The organism is Anabaena subtropica FACHB-260 (genome assembly GCF_014697105.1).
GTDB classification, from domain to species: Bacteria; Cyanobacteriota; Cyanobacteriia; order Cyanobacteriales; family Nostocaceae; genus Trichormus; species Trichormus subtropicus.
Genome location: NZ_JACJRF010000002.1, coordinates 141,089 through 162,384, shown reverse-complemented (window position 1 = coordinate 162,384; position 21,296 = coordinate 141,089). Strand labels below are relative to the sequence as shown.

General features: G+C 41.4%; 13 protein-coding genes. 4 read left to right on the top strand and 9 right to left on the bottom strand.

Annotation, left to right across the window (positions count from 1 at the left end):
* Positions 1-79: 79 nt before the first annotated feature.
* The 3 genes from H6G18_RS01965 to H6G18_RS01955 all read left to right on the top strand — a co-directional run bounded on the left by H6G18_RS01965 (position 80) and on the right by H6G18_RS01955 (position 8,239).
* Positions 80-1,591, top strand: coding sequence for a hydroxysqualene dehydroxylase (locus H6G18_RS01965; protein WP_190405395.1), 1,512 nt, complete (start codon positions 80-82; stop codon positions 1,589-1,591).
* Positions 1,592-3,246: 1,655 nt separating this feature from the next.
* Positions 3,247-7,170, top strand: a complete 3,924-nt coding sequence (locus H6G18_RS01960) for a hybrid sensor histidine kinase/response regulator (RefSeq protein ID WP_190405394.1) — start codon at positions 3,247-3,249, stop codon at positions 7,168-7,170.
* 214 nt (positions 7,171-7,384) lie between these two features.
* Positions 7,385-8,239 carry a DUF2382 domain-containing protein gene (locus tag H6G18_RS01955; protein ID WP_190405393.1) on the top strand — a complete coding sequence of 285 codons (855 nt, stop codon included), beginning with the start codon at positions 7,385-7,387 and terminating at the stop codon, positions 8,237-8,239.
* A gap of 299 nt (positions 8,240-8,538) precedes the next feature.
* Here H6G18_RS01955 and H6G18_RS01950 read toward each other — a convergent pair whose 3' ends face one another.
* Positions 8,539-9,645 (bottom strand): saccharopine dehydrogenase family protein, encoded by a 1,107-nt coding sequence (locus H6G18_RS01950; RefSeq protein ID WP_190405392.1) that lies wholly within the window; start codon positions 9,643-9,645, stop codon positions 8,539-8,541.
* 185 nt (positions 9,646-9,830) lie between these two features.
* Positions 9,831-11,249, bottom strand: a complete 1,419-nt coding sequence (gene hemN / locus H6G18_RS01945) for an oxygen-independent coproporphyrinogen III oxidase (protein ID WP_190405391.1) — start codon at positions 11,247-11,249, stop codon at positions 9,831-9,833.
* A gap of 356 nt (positions 11,250-11,605) precedes the next feature.
* Here hemN and H6G18_RS01940 point away from each other — a divergent pair, with 356 nt between their 5' ends.
* Positions 11,606-12,130, top strand: a complete 525-nt coding sequence (locus tag H6G18_RS01940) for a DUF937 domain-containing protein (RefSeq protein WP_190405390.1) — start codon at positions 11,606-11,608, stop codon at positions 12,128-12,130.
* A 262-nt stretch (positions 12,131-12,392) separates the two neighbouring features.
* On the opposite strand, the gene H6G18_RS01935 is transcribed toward H6G18_RS01940, so the two are convergent.
* From H6G18_RS01935 to H6G18_RS24920, 7 genes are all read right to left on the bottom strand, one after another.
* Positions 12,393-13,232 carry a PEP-CTERM sorting domain-containing protein gene (locus tag H6G18_RS01935; RefSeq protein ID WP_190405389.1) on the bottom strand — a complete coding sequence of 280 codons (840 nt, stop codon included), beginning with the start codon at positions 13,230-13,232 and terminating at the stop codon, positions 12,393-12,395.
* 187 nt (positions 13,233-13,419) lie between these two features.
* The gene (locus H6G18_RS01930; protein ID WP_190405388.1) at positions 13,420-14,643 is read right to left on the bottom strand and encodes a class I SAM-dependent methyltransferase; all 1,224 of its coding nucleotides are present in this window, start codon (positions 14,641-14,643) and stop codon (positions 13,420-13,422) included.
* Between the two features lie 27 nt (positions 14,644-14,670).
* Positions 14,671-15,930, bottom strand: a complete 1,260-nt coding sequence (locus H6G18_RS01925) for a class I SAM-dependent methyltransferase (RefSeq protein ID WP_199311519.1) — start codon at positions 15,928-15,930, stop codon at positions 14,671-14,673.
* A 202-nt stretch (positions 15,931-16,132) separates the two neighbouring features.
* Positions 16,133-17,179, bottom strand: a complete 1,047-nt coding sequence (locus H6G18_RS01920) for an NAD-dependent epimerase/dehydratase family protein (RefSeq protein WP_190405387.1) — start codon at positions 17,177-17,179, stop codon at positions 16,133-16,135.
* A complete protein-coding gene (gene rfbF / locus H6G18_RS01915) occupies positions 17,103-17,957 on the bottom strand; it encodes a glucose-1-phosphate cytidylyltransferase (RefSeq protein WP_190405386.1) in 855 nt (284 codons plus the stop codon). The genes H6G18_RS01920 and rfbF overlap by 77 nt, the downstream gene beginning before the upstream one ends.
* Before the next feature lie 26 nt (positions 17,958-17,983).
* Positions 17,984-19,900: a tetratricopeptide repeat protein gene (locus H6G18_RS01910; protein ID WP_190405385.1), complete on the bottom strand. Its 1,917-nt coding sequence runs from the start codon at positions 19,898-19,900 to the stop codon at positions 17,984-17,986.
* Positions 19,901-20,033: 133 nt separating this feature from the next.
* Positions 20,034-21,215 (bottom strand): calcium-binding protein, encoded by a 1,182-nt coding sequence (locus tag H6G18_RS24920; RefSeq protein WP_190405384.1) that lies wholly within the window; start codon positions 21,213-21,215, stop codon positions 20,034-20,036.
* Positions 21,216-21,296 lie beyond the last annotated feature (81 nt).

The window sequence follows — 21,296 nt, the reverse complement described above, 5'->3', positions numbered from 1 at the left end:
TCAAAAAACTAGCAATAAAATAAGACTCATCCCCGACATCTTTTGAGTAAAATCGCTTTAAAAGCAATCGGAGAGCAAAATGGTAGAAGGGTTACAACAAAAGCGAGTGGTAGTTGTAGGGGCTGGTTGGGCTGGTTTAGGAGCAACCTACCATCTAGCAAAGCAAGGTTATGATGTGACACTTCTAGAAGCAGGCCCCTATCCTGGTGGACTGGTGGCTGGTTGGCAAACTACGGGTGGTAAATCGGTAGAAGCGGGGATTCATGGATTTTGGTATCCTTACAGAAATATATTTGCCCTGATTAACGAATTAGATATTCATCCCTTCACCACCTGGACTCGTTCCGCCCAATATTCCCCTGCGGGGTTGGAAGTAGAATCACCAATTTTTCAAGATTTACCAAGGCTTCCCACACCTTTAGGCACTTTTATTTACACTCAATTTCAACGTCTGCCATTAATTGACCGTCTCAGTGCCTTACCTTTACTGTATTCTGTGGTTGACTTTGATAATTCTGATGCAGCTTGGCGGCGTTATGACAGTGTAACTGCGCGGGAATTATTCAAAGATTTTGGTGTTTCAGCGCGACTTTATAAAGAAGCTTTTGAACCAATGTTATTGGTGGGTTTATTTGCTCCTGGTGAACAATGTTCCGCCGCCGCTACATTAGGTATGCTTTACTTTTTCATTTTGGCTCACCAAGCTGATTTTGACGTAGTTTGGTGCCGAGGAACTGTAGGGGAAAAAATATTTCGTCCTTGGGTGGAACGTATCGAAAAATTAGGTGCAAAGGTGCTACCCAAACATCGAGTTACCGACTTAATTATTGATAGTAATAATCGGGCAACAGGTGTAGTTTGTGGAAATGAAGTATTTGCTGCTGATGCTGTAATTTTTGCAGTTGGTATCACTGGGATGAAAAAAATTGTCTCCAATAGTCCCAGCTTACAAAGCCGAGCCGAATTTCGTAATTTGCATAATTTAGGGGCAATTGATGTTTTAGCAACACGACTTTGGTTTGACCGCAAAATTGATATTCCCCGCCCTTCTAATGCTTGTTTTGGTTTTGATAATACTACCGGATGGACATTCTTTGATTTGAATGCCTTACATGATGAATATAAAAATGAGGCAGGGGCGGTAATTGAAGCTGATTTTTATCACGCCAATCAGTTTCTAAATTGGAGTGATGCGGAAATTGTGTCCACAGTTCAGCGTTATTTAACAACTTGTGTACCAGGATTTCGAGAAGCAGAAGTAATTGATAGTAGTGTGATTCGCCTACCACAGGCGGTAACACATTTTGCCCCTGGTAGCTATCCTTATATGTTGCCAGCCCAGACTAGTTTTACCAATGTCTTTATGAGTGGTGATTGGATTGTTAACCGTCATGGTTCTTGGTCGCAAGAAAAAGCTTATGTTACAGGTTTGGAAGCGGCGAATTTAGTCGTATCGCATTTGGGAGAAGGTACGCCTACGGAGATTTTACCTGTAGAAGCAGATGAAGCACATATCCAAGTAGCGCGATCGCTCAACCAGTCAGTACGCAAATTAAGCAAATCTCTCTTACCTGATTTTTGGCTGCCATAGTATAGGTAACAAGAGCGTAAAATTTTTCAAGTTAGAGGACGGCAGATAAAGATTGATAACGATATTTTCGTGTTAATAGTGCTAAACACGTCGTTAAGCATATTTTATCCCAAAAAAAAACCCCTTTTGGGGGATAGGGTAATAGACGTTTGTTTGTAGTAGAATCAAGTTTGTATAGTTAATTCGTCTACGATCACGGTAATCACTGTGGTCGTTTTTTTCTATTTTAAGTTGTACAACCACAAAACGGGGTGAGGGGTCATAGCTCTCACTGCACAGTACACTTAAAATGTTTAACCCAAGTCACCGCTACGTCACGAATCCTGAGTAAGCTACATTCACCTGAAGCAGAGCATTTCCGGCTCCGCTCTTATTGATTTACTACGTACAAGCCCAACAAATCTTGCGTGGTGGGTTGTGAGATTAACCAACACGCTCAACTAAAGGAGGTGCGCTAGTAGACTGTCAAGTTAGTTTTGAAGGTTCGTAGTAAGGACTTTAGTCCTTAGAAAAATCAGGACTAAAGTCCTTACTACAAACTTACTTATCCATCAATTCAAACTTGATGATCTACTAGAACCATTACCTTGTTGGGGAGATAGAGTTTGTGATGTACTGTGCAGTTGTGGGTCTGGCTGTGGTGGTTGTGGCTCTAGTCCTCAGGTTTGGGGGTTAGCAACATACTGGAACTCGCTTTTACCATCCATTGGAGGGCCTTTTGACCTTTTTTTAATTAAATATTCAGTGGTCTACAATCAGTGGTGGGTTCAAGCCCCCACTAATTGCAATTTTTAATTAATAATTTTTAATTTTTAATTGGAGCAAAGCGACTTGACTACAAACCTTTGATTATTCACGCCGTGCTACTTACTTATCTTTGTGGATTAGAGCAGTAAAGTTGCATTCCTTGGTTCTTGGAGAGCATTAAGCAATTACTATTGTTAATATCCATGAAAACATTTTCTTGATTTGTGTTTGTTATCCTCAAGAAAATATCAAATAATAATATTGTAGATACAGTAATACCTAGCATAGATGAGAATACTATTATTCTCTTTTTTAAAGTAGTTTTTTGATCAGGGTTTTGTGTTGGTTTTTGAAGGCAGACTGTTTTTGGCGACCAGAAATGGTCGTTGAAGTTGTAGTAACTCATTTATTATCCTTGTCTCAGCTAGAAAATGTTAAACAGTAAGGGTTATAACTAATAAAATTTATAAAAATAGGAAAAGTTAACAAATCTATTTATTTATGGACACCAATTAAGTGGCTATCCTTGTAAAGGAAAGCAAGAAAATAGATTGTAGTTTTAGTCTTTCCCTTAAATATTAAATATCTACTCAATTAACGGTATTAAGTAGCAATAGCTTTTAGCTCACTTGGTTGCTTCATGAACTTATTAAATCTGTTTTTTCGGAAAAATACTTCCGACAAAAGTCATAAATGAATCCATGACTTTCGTCATAATTATGGACGTGAGAGAACAGTACTAGGTGAAAACACCTGATGCTTCCTTAAATTACTTTGCCCAAAACATGAAAGCGGCTCATATATGTAAACTTTTTGTTGAGCCAAAACCTCAGTCTTAAGGGAGATCCTGATGAGATAGTGACTCAGGTTCAATATAAGAAACCGTGTATGTATACGGATGAATCCTCATGAAGCGTGACACCACTGGTAAGTTTGTTAGTAATTGGGACTCGGAAACAAAACACCGATATAGTGTATCTCTTACCAGTACAGCGTGGCGATCGCTTGATGAAGAGGCACACAAGCAAGGTATTTCTCGTTCGGAATTAATTGAACACTTTGCCCGCAGCCTGAGAAGTGAACAAAATATCGCCGCCGATGAAATTGGCGCAAATGGTGTCAGCATTGGAAAACCGCAAATAATCGCTACATTGCAGCGTCAAAAACAGGAATTAGAAGCCTTACTAGAAAATGCTCCAGATGCGATCGCTCGTTTCGATTCTCATCTGCGTTACTTATATGTCAACCGGATAGTCGAGCAAGTCTTGGGATGGTCACGGGATGAGCTTTTGGGCAAACCTATGTCCGAATTTATCTCAGATTCCATTTACCTGTTCTGGGAAGAACATTTACGCCAAGTATTTACAACGACTCAAGCACAGGAGATTGAATTTGAATTTACTGGCCAGTTTGGTGTGCGGTTCTATCAAGCTCGGTTAGTTCCCGAATTGAATAGTGAGGGAACACCGATATCAGTTATAGTCATCAGTCGGGACGTTACCGAAAGCAAACAAGCCCAACAGCAGCACACCCAACTCATCGCATCTCAAGAGACTGAGCGCCAGGTGACAAAGATTCTGGAAAGTATGACAGATGCTTTTGTGGCTTTTGATGACAATTGGCATTACACATACGTAAATCAGGCGGCTGCAAAAATTTTGGTAAAAACGCCAGCAGAACTTATTGGTAAACACGTTTGGCATGAGATTTTTCCAGAACTTGTAGGCGGTATGGCTTACCAGAAACTACATCAGGCAGTAGCAGAACAACTTCCTGTGTCATGGGAAGAATTTGGGGAACCCGTTCAGCGTTGGTTAGAGGCTAATGCCTATCCATTTGCTAAAGGTGTGGCAGTTTATTTCCGTGATATCACAGAGCGCAAACAAGCTGAGGCAGAAAGAGAAAGATTGCTGCACGTACTGGAAACCGAACGCGCCCAGTTTGAAGCGGTTTTGCGACAAATGCCTGCTGGCGTCATGATTGCTGATGCTGCTTCTGGCAAATTAGTCTTGACTAATGAACAAGCTAAACAGATTCTTGGGTATAACTTTGAACAGTCACTAGAACTGGAAGAATATGCACCCATTACTCCTTTTACGGCTTGGCGCTGTGACGGACGGCCATATGCTCCTACGGATTATCCACTGGCGCGATCACTCTCGACGGGTGAAGTGATCTCTAACGAAGAAATGCACTTACACTGGGAAGACCGTAGCCCTATTTTCATTAGTACTAATTCAGCACCAATTTTAGATCACCAGGGGCAAATTGTTGCAGGTGTTGTCATTTTTCAAGATGTCACAGAACGCAAACGCTTAGAATCAGAACTGCAACAGCGAGAGCAAGAATTCAAAATGGTGGCGGAAAATGCCCCAGATATTATTAGCCGCATTGATCGGGATTTTCGCCATCTTTATGTCAGTCCTGCGATAGAAGCAGCTACAGGTATTCCAGCAGACCAATTTATTGGTAAAACCAATGCCGATCTAGGAATGCCAGAAGAGGTTTACAGCTTTTGGTATGAAACTTTGGGACGGGTGTTTGAAACAGCGCAAAAACAAATTATTGAATTTAGTTTTCCCAGTCCAGGCGGTATTCGCTGGTATCAGTCACATATCGCCCCAGAGCTTGACCTTGATGGTTCGGTGGCAACGGTACTGAATATTGCTCGTGATGTTACCGATTACAAACAAGTCGAGCAGGCATTACGAGACAGTGAAGAGCGCTTGCAGTTAGCATTAGCAACGGCAGAAGCAGCACAACGTCAACTAGCAAATATTTTTGAAACCTCTCCAGTAGGAATTGCCTTGTTAGATGGCGAACAGCGATTTATCGCCATTAATGAAGCATTAGCCCAAATCAACGGACTAACCCGTCAACAACATTTGGGGCATTCAATTACAGAAATTTTTGGTGAATCCTCTCCCCAATTAGTCCAAGTATTTCACGAAATTTACGCCACAGGTAATCCCTTCATTTCACCTAACTTTGCCGTCCGTGTACCCGGACACAGCGATGGTCTCCGAGCGACCGTAGGTCATCGCCAACCCGGTTACTACAATGTTTACTATCTGCCCACAACGAACTCAAACAATCAAGTAGAGGAAGTTTCAGCTTATGTTTTAGATGTGACAGAGCAAGTACGCTTAGAGCGTGGTCAACGCTTTCTTTCGGAGGCGAGTAAAGTTCTAGCTTCTTCCCTCGATTATCAAACCACCCTAGAGCGAGTAGCACAACTAGCAGTACCTGAGTTAGCAGATTGGTGTACAGTCCACATGGTTGCAGAAGATGGTAATATCGAGCAGATTGCAGTAGCTCACATCGACCCAGTGAAACTGGAATGGGCTGAACAAATCAGACACAAATATCCCCTGAATCCAAATGAACCTAGAGGGGCTGCATTAACATTGCGGACTGGGCAATCAGATTTATTAGCAGATATTGCCGATGAGTTACTTGTACAAGCAGCCCGTGACCCAGAACATTTAGAAATTTTACGACAAGTTGGGTTCAAATCTGCAATGACAGTGGCACTAAGAACCCAAAGACGCATTCTTGGCGTAATTTCCTTTATCTCTGCCGAGTCTGGTCATCGATATGATCAAGGCGATGTGCAACTAGCCGAGGAACTAGCTTACCGTGCTTCCTTGGCAATTGATAATGCCCAATTGTATCGAATAGCTCAACGCGATCGCACCAAAGCAGAAACTGCTAACCGAGTTAAAGACGAATTTCTCGCGGTACTGTCCCATGAACTGCGATCGCCTCTCAATCCAATTCTCGGCTGGACAAAAATGTTACGTAGTAAGCGGGTAGCTGCCACAAAAGTTGAGCAAGCCTTAGAAACTATCGAACGCAACGCCAAGCTACAAGCCCAACTAATTGAAGATTTATTGGATGTCTCCCGCATCCTCCAAGGAAAAATGACGTTAAACGTCGCCCCAGTTAATTTAGCTGCCACCATTGAAGCCGCTTTGGAAACTGTACAATTGGCAGCAGAAGCCAAAAATATTCAAGTCAAGACTACACTCAACCCAATTTCCGGAAATGTTTCCGGCGATCAGAACCGCTTGCAACAAGTTTTTTGGAACCTCCTTTCTAATGCTGTGAAATTCACACCCTCTGGAGGACAAATTGAGGTACGACTGGAACAGATGAATATGTATGCTCAGATTCAAGTCAAGGATAGCGGCAAAGGTATCGCTCCAGAGTTTCTACCCCATGTCTTTGAATATTTCCGCCAGGAAGATGGGGCAACAACACGAAAATTCGGCGGACTGGGATTAGGACTGGCGATCGTTCGCCATTTCACTGAACTGCATGGGGGAACAGTTCAAGCCAGCAGCCTGGGACAGGACTTAGGCGCGACATTTAGCGTCCGGCTACCTTTAAATGTTGTTGAACAAGAATTATCTGTTGATGATCACCATTTAAACAGTATGACAGACCTGACAAATGTGCAGATATTGGTTGTGGATGATGATGCAGATATGCGGGAATTAGCAGAATTTATCCTGATGCAATCTGGCGCACAAGTAACAACAGCCGCCTCAGCATTACAGGCCTTGACCATCTTGAGTCAGTCTGTCCCCGACCTGCTTTTATGTGACATCGGGATGCCAGAAATGGATGGCTATTCCCTGATGCGGCAAATTAGACAATGGTCGCCCCAAGAAGGAGGAACAATCCCAGCGATCGCTCTGACGGCTTATGCAGGAGAAATCAACCAACAACAAGCCTTAGCAGCCGGATTTCACAAGCATATCTCTAAGCCTGTGGAACCTGAGGAGTTAGTGCAGACAATTTTTCACTTACTTCATCCCCTCAAGTAAGTCGGCAAGAATAATTAAAGGTTTGTAATTAGGGCTTTAGCCCTGAAAATATGAGCCAATTTAATTAAAACAATATGGGACATTGCTATATAATTTTTTCCACTTTTCACTCTATAGTTATTAATTGACAGACATTAATCTCATTCTTGGGAAAGAAGGAGAAAAAATTTATATTTTTAACATAGTAAATATAGATGTTGAAGCAGAAAAAAATATGGCTTTATATAAAATGGAAGAGTTCGCTGCCAGCTATGGTAGTGCAGATTTTGATAACTATGATGCTAGAAATTTTGATGTCTATTCAGACATAGATGATGATAAAGTTGGCAATGTCAAACATATTTTAGTGGATGATTCTGGTCGTGTCCGCTATTTAGTTGTTGACACAGGTTTTTGGTTTTTTGGTAGACAAGTATTGTTACCAATTGGGCGTTCCCGCATAGACTACACTAATCGACGCGTGTATGCTATCGGACTGACGAAAGGGCAAGTAGAAAGCTTGCCAGATTTTCATAATTTGGAACAGATTGATTACGACTATGAAGAACAGGTGCGTGGGGTTTATCGTACTCCAGTTACACAAACACCTTTAGAGACATCAACACCTGTAGATGCTCATGATCGTAACACCTATAGCTATGAAAATGAACCAAATCTTTACGATATGAATGAGCGGGATCACCAAAACCTCAAACTATACGAAGAACGTTTAGTTGCCAATAAATCCCGTGTAAAAACAGGAGAAGTATCTGTTGGTAAGCACGTTGAAACGGAAACGGCCAGAGTTTCTGTACCAGTCGAAAAAGAGCGTGTCGTGATTGAACGCACTACACCAAAAGAAGGTACTAGAACTGTATCGCCTGCTGAGGCCAACTTCCGTGAAGGAGAAGTTACTCGCATGGATGTTTACGAAGAAACTCCTGATATTCAAAAGGAAGCAGTTTTGCGTGAGGAAGTGAAAATTAAGAAAGTAGTTGAACAGGATACAGTTGAAGCCGAAGATACCCTTCGTCGTGAAGAATTAGACATTAATAGAGATGATGAACGATCTCGTGGTACAAGAACCTAAGTGACTGAAGGTAGCAATTATTAAACAATACCTCCGCCCCTTTTCCTCTTCTTGACCGGAAGAGGCAGGGGGGAAGGGAGCAGGGAGCAGGGGGAACAAGCCCTTCCCCTCTGCGTGGAGCGGAGCGGAACATGGGTACAAGCCCCGTCCTTCTAGGACGCTTATACGGGGCGGAGTCCAAGCTCCGTCCCGGTCTTCCCCCTTGCCCCCTGCAAGAGCAGCCCCTTTTCCTCTTCTTGACTGGATTTTTTGGCGGAGGTATTGTTTATAGACAAACTTTGATTTTTAGCAGAGAAATTCTATAACCAATGATGATTAATATTCATCTCTCGACTTGCCATAGCTTCTAGAAATAAATCGGTTGATAGCGCTTCTTCTACAGGCCAAACCCCTGGTTTTCTTAACTTACCTTCTAGCAAGAATTGGGCAATACTCCCCGCCCCACAACCAGAAGCACCTGCCGTATTGTTATGTACTAAAGTTGAACAATATACTGCTTGTTTACCCTGTTTTATCCCAGTAACTTCTGAACGGACTGCCACACCAATACCACTAAAATTATTGGTGACATCTGTCATTAAATGGCTGACATGAGATAAAAATTCAATCATGTTACGACGCTGCATTAACCATTTGGGAAAAATATGGGCAGCAATCCAAGTCAGATGATTATAGAAATCAGGAACTGAGCCAAACTTGGTAATAACTGTTTTCACACCAGGAAAAGCTTCAGGTAGGGTAAAAGTTTCTGGCATATCAAACCAGTAAACTCCACTATTGTTATAAGGAGATGGAAAGTTAACCACTTCTCTTTCACTATATGGTTTAACTATCTGCCATTTTCCATCTAGCCAAGCTTGAAAAGGATACTGCAATCCTAAAAAAGTGGTTCGCATAACTGTTATGCCAGCACCACCAGAACCAGCAACCAAATAACTTAAATGTATCTTCTCCGCTTCGTCGAATTGCTCAACATCATGACGTACCATGCTGTTAGAAATACCAGGAAAAATTCCAGTATTAACAATAGCCGTCACCCCAGCAGCAACAGCTTCTTCACGATACTTGAAAGCCTTACTGGTAAAAGAACGGTGGTCACTAACGTCTAAATAGTTAACCCCTTGTTCAATACAGATTTTCAGAACATTAGCATCCCGGTAGTGAAACGGCCCAGCACAGTGGATTACTAAATCAGAGTGGGCGATCGCCTCTCGCAACTTGTCAACTTCTGCCAAGTCCAGCACCAAAAACTGCATTCGTTTCCCCGACGGTAAGATAATATCCTTCTCTTTCCCTGGGGAACGTCCAGTGATTGTAATTTGAGCTTGGGTATGGGTGGCGATATCTTGAGCAACACTACTACCAATCCGCCCCCGTCCTCCCAGAATTAATACTCGGTCTGTCATTACTCCAGTATGGGTAACTATACTTCTATTTGACCAGTTTTTGGTAATCTTGGCATCAGTTGCAAGTATGACTTACATACTGAGAGGGAATAGGGAATAGGGAATAGGACTATTACAGATGTAGGTTTTCATGACTTGTTAATTCCAGAAATTGGATAATTTATTTTTTGGAGTTCCCTAAAACTTCAAATGGCTTTGGAAAACCCAGTACCTGAACGCTCTTGTAAATAGGCATCAAATACAGCAGCGATATTGCGGATGAGTAATCTACCAACAGGTGTAACTTCAATATGATTGGGAGAAAGTCTAATTAAGCCATCAGCTTCTAGTAATTGCAATTGCCGTCTCTCTTTTAAAAAGTACTCGGAAAAATCATCATCAAAACTCAAATTATATTTTTCTTGAATGTTATCTGGTGAAAGTTGGAATTGACACATCAACTCCATAATTATTGTGCGGCGAATAATGTCACTTTGACGAAGTTTAATTCCTTTTTCAATGGGTAGTTCATCACTATCAATCCTCTGATAATAGTTTTGTAACCGTTTATGATTCTGCACATATACATTATGCAGCATACTAATTGAACTCATCCCAAACCCAAGTAAATCAGATTCTGGTTTGGTAGTATATCCTTGAAAGTTGCGATGTAGTTTACCGTTTTGCTGGGCGATCGCTAATTCATCATTGGGTTTAGCAAAATGATCCATGCCAATGAAAACATAGCCATTGCTGGTTAATTCCTCTATTGTCATCCGCAAAATATCTAGTTTTTCTGGCGGTGATGGCAATGCTGTTGGAGGAATTAGGCGCTGAATTGGTTTTAACCAAGGTACATAAGCAAAGTTAAAAACGGCGATGCGATCGGGATTAAGTTTAATGGTTTTTTGGATAGTGCTTTTAAAAGTCTCTAGGGTTTGATATGGCAACCCATAGATCAAATCAACATTCACGCTGGTAAAGCCAGCGTTTCGCATCCATTCCATCACCTGAAACAACATTTCTTCTGGTTGAATCCGGTTGACTGCTTGCTGTACTTGGAAATTGAAATCCTGAATGCCAAAACTAATCCGATTAAAACCCAAATCTTTGAGAAAACATAAATAGTCCCTAGCCAAGTAACGCGGATTAACTTCAATGGAAATTTCTGCATTCTCATCAAATTGGAAACAATCATTGAGCGTCTGCCAAAGACTCTCCACCTGATAAAGAGATAAATAGTTAGGAGTTCCGCCACCCCAGTGTAATTGCTGAACATTGCGTTGATTATTAATTTTATCTGCTACTTGTTGAATGTTGCGTGTTAGGTAATTTAAGTAAGGTTCTACTATTGATTTTTTTCGTGTAATCACAGTATTGCAACCACAGAAGTAGCAGGCACTTTCACAAAAGGGGATATGACAATACAGTGAAAGTGGTGTTTTTTTATAATTACCGATAGCGATCGCATCTGTAAAATCCGCTTGGGCAAAATTCTCTCTGAACTCCGTGGCTGGTGGGTAGCTGGTGTAGCGAGGTAAAGACTGATCATATTTTCTGAGCAAATCAGCATCAAATTTGACATTTGTAGCTACTTGAAGACGATTATCTAAATGACGAACCATGTTGAAATTTTGATTATGAGTGATTTCTAACAGTTAATCACTGTATAACCATCGAGTTATTAAAGCAAAACAGCGTTACGAAACTTAACAACCTACTTATAAGAGACTTTCAAGTAAAAAAACATCCTATCCCTGCGGGAACGTAGAGAAAGCTTTGATGACAAGGGATCAGGGGGAAAGAACGCCGTTTTTATTCCCGAAATTGGCTAATTTATTTTTTAGAGTTCCCTATTTGAATTTTGAATTCTGCCTTGCGTTACTAGTTCCTTCACCGATTTTTCATCCTTAAGTTTCTAGTTTTGCAGAGTGAATTCTTTCATAATAACAACAGTTGAAAACAAAGGGAGAAAATACTTATGGGGCTATTTGACCAAATTCTCAGTGCTGTTAGCAATCCCAATCAACAAGCCAGTTTAGGTCAATTGGGAAGTATCATCAACACAGTAAATCAGTTGAGTAATAGGAGCAACACAAATTCTTCAACAATGCAATCTGTTGTAGGTATAGTAGGTAACTATGTACGTTCTGCTTTGCAACAGAAACAAGCCACAGAAGGTAATGAAGCAGCCCAAGCATTGGTTAATCAATATGCTGGAACCTCTTCTAACCCCCAAGCCGTGAATTCTCTCTTTTCTCCTAACATACAACAGCAGGTAGCACAGGTAGCTGCCCAACATACAGGTTTAGATGTTGGTACAATTCAGCAAATGTTGCCAGTCATCGTACCGTTAGTGTTAAACTTTTTGCAATCAGGCGCTAACGCACAAAATCCTCAAGCTGGTGGAAATTCTGTTTTAAATTCTTTCTTAGATGCAGACAGAGATGGCGATGTAGATATCGCTGATGTTATGCAATTGATGAGTCAGTATGTTGGTAGGTAATCTATGGTAATCCTATTTGATTAATGGAAAAAGCTAGGGCGTATTATCAATTAAGTCAAATAATAGAAGCAGCAAGATAAATTGCACTGAGAAAGTTGACGGGACGATGCTTATCTCCTACGTCCCTAAAGGAACGTAGGAGATAAACTGCGTTGATCTTCTACAGATATTTCAAAGGGCAAACAAGATACTTACCCTAAAAGAATCATTTCTTGATTCAGAAATGCCTATTAGTGTTCAAACAGACACGATCCGATTAAACCTACTTTGTTGCCGATAAGTAAGTAGGAATAGTTTTTTGGCGACTTCTTTTTAGTACAATACTAACGACAGCACAACTAATCAGTAAACCTATACAAGTTGAAGGTTCCGGTATAGAAACGCTAGCTTGATTTCTATTAACTGCTACTAAAGCTAAACTTGTTCTGTTCGTAAAATAACGTTGTACAGAACCATCAAAATAAGCCGTAGTGAATTTTTGATTGTCACCTAAATACTCATTAACTCCAGTCAATTCATCATTCAAAGTGACATTGCCAATTGTTTGATAATTTAGGAAATCTTCATCGTCTTGCGTTGATAGACTTCCTACAACATTGAAAAAGTCTAAAGTGCTTTTAGTTGAGAGATCAACTAATGCAAAAAATATTTCTCCGCTTGTGTTGGCATTTCCCCAAGTAGGAGGAGAAGTTAATGCGTTTAAATTGAGATTGGCTGCAAAGTTAAACGAAAAAGTAGTCTTTTCTGGTATATCAAAAATACCTCTGATTATAGACTCACTTTCTGCTAGACCTGAGTAATCTTTATTCTCACCTGTAGCAAAACTAGAAGTAAAGTTAAATCCTGTTGTGGGAATATTTCCTAAATATGCGTTCGCATTACCTTCACTAACGACACTACCACCTTGAGAAAGAGATGTGGTATTACCAGTGGTGCGAGTAAAATTACTCACCGGAGCGTGACTAAAATCTGTCAACAATAATACTGCTTCTGAAGCAGCAAGAGTAGCTCCTCGACTAGGGGTTGTTAATAACAACGAACTAGCTAAGAATGTTGTTCCAAGTAGTAAAAAGCGCTGTGCAAATTCTAGGTATGGTTTCATAATAATCCTTGATATGAACTTTTATGGATATGCAATTATAAAAATTCCTGATGTTAAGATAGGATTCATCTTTGATTTTTGGTATTTGCTGAATTAGGTATAAATGATAATGTTTTTAAAATCTAAAATTTAGATTTTTTTCAATAATCAAATCGGATTCCTATAAAAGACGTAGTCATGATGCTTTTTAGAGGGCAATAACTTCTGACATAAGACCCATTGTATTGAGCATCTGCTGAATTTCTTGACAGTAAATTGAGTTCATCACAATTACATGATCTGGTTGATAGTCTCGAAGAAATTCTGGAGACACAATTTCTTTGCCAACCCCCGGTATAAATTTACCTTGACGATGAGGATTGATATCGACGACATACTGAACCTGATCAACAGCATCCAAGGTTGTCAAAAAAGCAACACACTTTGACCCAGAACCCCAAATCACAGTCCGCTTACCTTGGGATTGCAATTTTTGTAAGTAGCGCTTCCATCGCTCCAAATGCTTCTGGATTTTACTAGCAAAGGCTTGGACATTACTAGCTGTTTGTTCAATGCTTTCCTCTAGAGGATGAATTTTATCCGAAGTTACAGCTACTGGACGAGCTTCAATTAAAAGGTACTGGTTACCATAAGACCGATGTAAATCTGTCACCGCAAATCCGTTATTGCGAAATAAACGGGATAGAGAACCAGGGGTGAAGTAAGAACAGTGTTCGTAGTAAATATCTTCAAATGCTGAGTCTTTCAGTACGCGATGGGTGTCAGGAACTTCAAAAAAAACTGTCGTTTGGGTACGTGTCCCAATGGAATGGCGAAGTTTTTGCAAAAATTCTGCGGTGGGTTGAATATGTTCTAAGGTATGACGACAGCAGATAAAATCGCCTACGTACTGGGCATGATGCTGATCATAATACTCTGGGATAAATATAACGCGATCGCCTGCAACACTTTCCACCCTTCCTGGTACTACACTGGGGTCGATTCCCACACCACGATTGTTACCTAACTCACATAGCAGCAGTAGAAAATCTCCCTTACTACAGCCAATCTCCATAATGTCTTTGTTATGCAAATCATGTTTCTTAATTAAGTGATTGGCTAAATCAAGAGCAAACTTATTAAAAGTAGGTGAAAAGCTTTGTTGGTCTTCGTAATTGGGGGCATAAGCTGACCATTTAGGGTCATAAGCTAAGTTAGTAATAAAGCCACAATGATGGCAATAACCCAGAAGTATATCCCCACGAGGAAAGTCTAGAGCTTCCTGCTGGTTCGACAGCATGAGGCAACTATGAACAGGGACGTTATGTACTTCGTAAAATATCGATAATCCTTGATGACTACAGTTGGGACAGATAGATTCTTCTGGAGTCTGTATTTGCTCAAGGTTTTGTGTGAGATGCTGTTGTATCATTTTTGTTTCCTGACGCACTATCCATAACTACATAATTCTTGGTTGAGGAATGGGGATAATAAACTTACCTCCTTGTTGTCGATAGGTGGCTTGTTGCTGCATGATTTCATCCGCAAAATTCCAAGCCAAAATCAACACATAATCTGGCTGATCCTCTAAAAGTTTAGCGGGCGGAAAAATCGGCAGATGATTACCACCCATGTAGCGTCCATGCTTATGGGGATTGAGATCGACAACATAATCTAATAATTGTTGATCAATCCCGACATAGCTCAACAAAGTTGTGGCTTTGGCGGCTGCACCATAACCAACTATTCGTTTTCCTTCCCCTTTGAATTTCCAGAGTAGAGAGTGCAAAACTTGCTTGATAGCACGGACGCGATCGCCAAAATCTAAGTAAAAATCAATACTATCTACACCCCGCTTCGCTTCTTGTTGTAAAAGCTGAATTACCGATTTATCTGCTGCATCATGATGTTCTACAAATAACCGCAACGAACCTCCATGTATAGGAGTACGCTGCACACGATTGAGAAATAATCCATGTTTTCTAAACAGGCGATCAAGAGCAGTCACGGAGAAGTAACATAAATGCTGATGATAAATCGTGTCAAACTCACAGTGATCAACCAAGTCAACCACATAAGGGACTTCAATTACCGCCACACCCGTTGACTTCAAGACTATACTTATACCTGCGACAAAACCATTTAAATCAGGTACATGAGCTAAAACATTATTAGCTAGAAACACATCCGCCAGTTTGCCTTCCTCAAGTAACGTGTGAGCCAGTTCCTGAGTAAAAAAGGTACAAAGGGTAGGAATGCCAGCATTTTTGGCAGCCTGAGCAGGTTGATCCGCAGGGTCGATGCCTAATACAGGAATACCTCTCTCAACAAAATGCTTAAGCATATAGCCATCATTGCTAGCTGCTTCCAGCACCAAACTATGACTATCTAATTGCCGTGACTCCATAATTGCCATAGCACTCTTGCGGAAATGGGCCATGAGAGAAGGAGAGACGGAAGAAAAATAAGGATAATTTCGGCAAAATAGAATCTCTGGTGGTACTGTTTCCGTAATTTGTAACAGCCCACTGCTAGGAGAGAAAGCCAAATCAAGAGAAGCAAAATATTCTGGTTGATCTAGTTGCTCCTCAGTCAGTAGAGCATCGGCTAGAGGTGTATGACCGAAGGAAATGATTAATTTTAAGTCATCCTCACCACTGGCGCGACAAGGTGGTAGGGTGTTGCGGGTAATGGAAAGCATATTTAATTCGCAATTCATAATTCGTCATCAATACTTGGGAAGATGGGAAAATTTTTATTTAGGGACTTCCAGAAAATAAAATATTCAATGGGTAAGAGCAAATATTATCGTTGGATTTTTCCTCCCCTGCTTCCCCTGCTTCCCCTGCCCCCCCTGCTCACCAAAGCAGTGGTATATTTTTTTAGTTGGAAGTCCCTTATCTCATCTCTCTTCTCCCCTGCTACGCTGACTTACTTAGAGGTAGTTGTTGCCAACGTAAAGTCTTGTCAATTTTTCCAGTACTCAAAAGTTGTTGGAGATGGGCAATTCGTTTGTAACGAGGGCCTTCAAACTCATCTAGGGTTAGACCGATGGTTCGATAAGCTTCGTAGAGTTGTTTTGCTCCCTTACGGGCATTCCATTGAGGACGAAAGTTTGGTAGAATTTGCGTGATTTTACTGCAATCAACTCGGTAGCAACGCTTATCTGGGGCTGCATTTGGTGCATATTCAATTTGACAACCGGGAACTGTTTGTTGAGCGATCGCCGCCAAGTCTCGGATCCGATAGTTATCCTCGTTACGCCCCACATTGAAGACTTGATTATGAATTACTTGTCGTGGAGCTTGTAAGACGGCGATAAAAGCACGAGAAATATCTTCAATGTGGACAATCGGCCGCCAAGGAGTACCATCACTTTTAATGTAAACTTGACCTGTGGTAAAGGCCCAAGCAATTAGATTGTTTAGGACTAAATCAAATCGCAGACGTGGCGATACTCCATAGGCGGTAGCATTACGCAAAAATGTCGGGCTGAAATCATCATCTGCTAATTGGCTGACATCCTGTTCGGTTTTTACTTTGGAAATACCGTAAGGAGTAACGGGATTCAAGGGAGAGTCTTCAGTTAACCAGTCTTGTCCACCTGCACCATAATTGCTACAAGAAGATGAGAAAATAAATCTCTTAACTCCTACCTGTTTAGCTAGGGTTGCTAAACGCACCGCAGCACCATGATTGATTTCATAGGTGATAGCAGGTTGTAAATCTCCCAAAGGATCATTAGATAGCGCCGCTAAATGAATAATGGCATCGAAGCCTTTTAAATCAAAAGCTTCTATATCCCGAATATCTTTCTGAAGTTCGGGAATTTGCTGAATCCCGTGACCAAAGGTACTCCCTTGGAATAAATAACTATCTAAGCCAAATACCTCATACCCGTCTGACAAGAGCATGGGTATCATGACCGTTCCAATGTATCCTTGGTGTCCCGTTACTAATACTCGCATCTCGTTCTTCCTCCCAAATTTTCCAAGGTGCGTTACCACTGTCCCAAAGGCTTTGTAAACGGCATTTATCTCGTAGAGTGTCCATGCACTGCCAAAAGCCAGTGTAGCGATAAGCCATGAGCTGTCCGTCTTTAGCTAATTGCTCTAGAGGTTCTTTTTCCCACTGGGTGCGATCGCTTTCTATGTAGTCAAAAATTCCTGGTTCTAAAACAAAGAAAGCACCGTTAATCCAACCTTCGTGGACTTGTGGCTTTTCGGAAAACTCGACTACGCGATCGCCATCCAGTGTGGGTAAGCCAAAACGGGTTGGCGGACGCACTACTGTCATGGTTGCTAATTTGCCATGTCTGCGATGAAAGTCCAGTAAATCGCGTAAATTCAAATCAGAAACACCATCCCCCCAGGTGAGCATGAAAGTTTCATTACCCATGTAAGGCGCTAGACGCTTGATGCGACCACCAGTATTTGTATGCAATCCAGTATCGATTAATTCAACTGTCCATGCGGGTTTTTCTCCCCCGTGCATTTTTACTTCGCCACTTTGTAAATCCACAGTGAGATTACTATTTAATGAACAGTAATCTACCATATATTTCTTGATTATCTCACCTTTATAGCCGAGAGCAATAACAAAGTTTTTAAAATTATAATAATAATAATGTTTCATAATATGCCAAAGGATTGGCTGATCACCAATAGATACCATTGGCTTTGGTTTTGTTTCTGTCTCTTCGGCAAGTCGTGTACCCAATCCTCCAGCCAGAATGCCCACTTTCATACTTTCCTGCTCCTAAAATATCTGAATTAAGTTTCATCATTCTTAATACATTCAGTCATGAATTTAGCAATAATCTCATGACGTAAGGGCGCCGTTTCATTGGCAGTTAACCATATAAATAATTTCTTCAATGCTTCAGATGAACTATCAAGTTTCAAAGCTTCTTTGACTAATTCCCAAGCACCATCTAAATTACCAAATTTGATAGGAATAATTGCTGTACTTAGACACCAATTAAAGTGATATGCACGGGATTTAGCTGTAATTTCTGCACAATATTCAGCAGGAAGATAACTCTTGGAAATTTCAATTGCCTGGCGATGTGCTGCTCCCGAAGATCCATCTACGTGCAGTGCGACTGTTACACTATTGGAGTGTTCACGATAATGGGCAAGAATTCCTGGTTCGTACCACCAATCATAAAAAGAGGCTATGCGTTTATAGAGTTCCCAGTCACAGGTAAATAGAATGTCTAATTTATAACCACCGAGATGTTCATAAACAGCCCGGCGAATTACGACAGAAGGCGGACTAAGTGGGCAGGAAACTCCAATCTTTTGCACCCAATCCTTCACAATACCCCTATAATTTCCTAAGCCATGTTGTTGAGAGAAGATAATCTGCTGTTTTTCATTAATATTTTCATAGCCAGTAAAGGCTGCTCCCACCGATTCTGGACATATTTCTAAACTGGCTTGGAGACGAGGATAAAACCCAGGCAGGACATAATCGTCATGGTGAAGTAAGTGAATCCACTGCCCTCGACTAAGAGCAACAACCGTATTCCAATTTTGCTGTAGTGGTACGGTTTCTGGAAATCGATAGTAGCGAATAATACCTTTTCCTAAAAAATTGACAATCTCACATAAGGATGGATTACTGCCATTATCTAAAACCAGAATTTCCATGTCCTCTGGCCCTGTCCATTGAGCTAGGACACTGGCAAGGCATTCTGGGAAAGATTCTGGACGATTCAAGGCGGGAATGACTACACTCCAGAACGGTCGTTGGCTGTCGCTGGCTGATACTGGTGAAATGGCGGGAAAGATATGTCCACCGATGACAATCTCGTCAAACTGGATTTGGGGTGGTGTTTGGCTTTCTTGGTTGGGAGTAGAATCTTGATCAATGGTTTTGGCATAGAGGGGATTGCTCAGATACACGGCTTGGCGAAAAGCAAAAACGGCTTTGTCTATCAATCTTTGCATCTGGTAGGTACGACCAATATGCAGATAAACTTCACACCAGTCTGGTTGAAGTTCCAAAGCTTTGTAAAAATGAATGAGAGCTTCATCTAGTTGATCAAATTCATTGCGAAGGATAACTCCCAAATCTAGATGTGCTTCTGCCAACTCTGGGTTTAAGACGATCGCCTGTTGATAATAAGCGATCGCATTCTGCCAATCCTTTGCTTGTTTGCGGGCATTACCCAACTGATAATTTAATGTTGCATAGTCACTTTGTTGTTCTATAGAAAGTTTCCCTTGGTTGTGCAGTGCGTTACCTAGATTGGCATCGGCTTCTAGGCAATTGGGCTGCAATTCCAGAGCTTTTTGATAATGAGCGATCGCCTCATTAATCTTGCTATTCTGGTATAATGTATAACCAAAATTATTATGTAATGATGCTGAATTTGGTTGCAGAGATAAGGCTTGCTGGTAAGCGGCTGTTGCTGCTAGCAATTGTCCTTGAGCTTGATGCAAATTACCTAAACTAAACCAAGCCTTGGCTGACTTTGGTTGAACCTGAAGGACTGCATTGAATAACTTTTCTGCTTCTTGAGGATAATTGCTCTGTTGTGCCAATACACCTAACCCGTATAAGGCTTCAGGGTGTTCAGGTTGGTGTGCCAGAACCTGACGATAACACTGTTCAGCTTTAGTTAAACGATTGTCTCGATGATATTTAACAGCACATTCAAGAATTTTGGAAACTGTGGTCATGCCCAAACTACTCTATCGCTTAATAAGATTTGATAGCAGTATGTGGGTAGTGATAATTGTCTTACCAATAGTCAATGACTATATGTTGACCACTACCCTTCTAGAAAAAGTATCTGTGTACTTGAGAAATTTATTACACAATCTGTAAGGCTGGAGCTACTTCCGCAGGAGTTGCTCCCACCACGACACCAATTATGTCGGATATAGAGCTATTCAACCTAGCAATAATCACAGTATCTGTGGGAGTAAAGATACTAGCTTGTCCGAGAGAATAAGGCAAACCTGACTGCAATTGGATAATATCACCACTGGCTGCATCAAATTGTCTCTCTAGTCCTCCTCCCTCTACTTGCTGACCAATAATAGCGGCATCAGCAAGACTAAACCCGGCAGTGCTAAGGTAGTAAAATTGACCGTTACCTCCCAGAACAAAACGATCTGCCCCGTCTCCCCCCGTTAAGATATCAGTCTCCCCAACACCCAAAGACAATCCTCCAAACAGTGTAGAACTACCCCGACCAACACCAATTAGGACATCATTGCCAGGTCCACCATTGAGGACATCATCACCACCACCCCCTTCGAGGATATCATTACCACTGCCGCCATTCAGGGTATCTTGGCCAAGGTCTCCCAACAAGATGTCATTGCCTAAGCCTCCTTCGAGAATATCATCACCATTGCCGCCCTCCAGCCGATCATTGCCACTACCACCATCTAGGTAGTCATTACCGTCTTCTCCGAAGAGCTGATCGTCACCTGATAGCCCAAATATCCGGTCATTGCCATCACCGCCTCGCAGGATATCTTTTCCTGTACCGAGAAAGTTACTCCCACTGGCTCCTTGGATAAAGTCATCACCAGACCCACCATTGATATAGTTATTGCCACTAATCCCATAAAGTCGGTCATCTCCTGCCCCGCCCACGAGAATGTCATTACCACTTCCGCCTATAAGAGTGTCATTACCTAGCCCACCATCTAGATAGTCATTACCTGACCCACCATCTAGGTAGTCATCACCATTACCGCCAAAGAGTCCAATATCTGGTCTACCATCGCCATTACGGTCAATAGCTGTATCTGGAATGCCATCTCCGTTAGTGTCTATGACTTCACCATCATCGCCACTACCACCAAATAGGCGATCATTACCATCACCACCTTCTAGAAGATCCTGTCCTTGATCTCCACTCAAGAAGTCATCTCCAAGCAAACCTCTGAGAATATCATTTCCAAATCCGCCAAATAGCTGATCGCTAGTATCTGTACCTTCGAGCAGATCATTACCACTAGTTCCACGTCTAAAAACCATGACTTTTTCTCCTTAATTTCCAATGTGTATAAAAACTAGAACTGGATTTTACTGTCGTCAGATGCTGCAAATGTGCTTTTT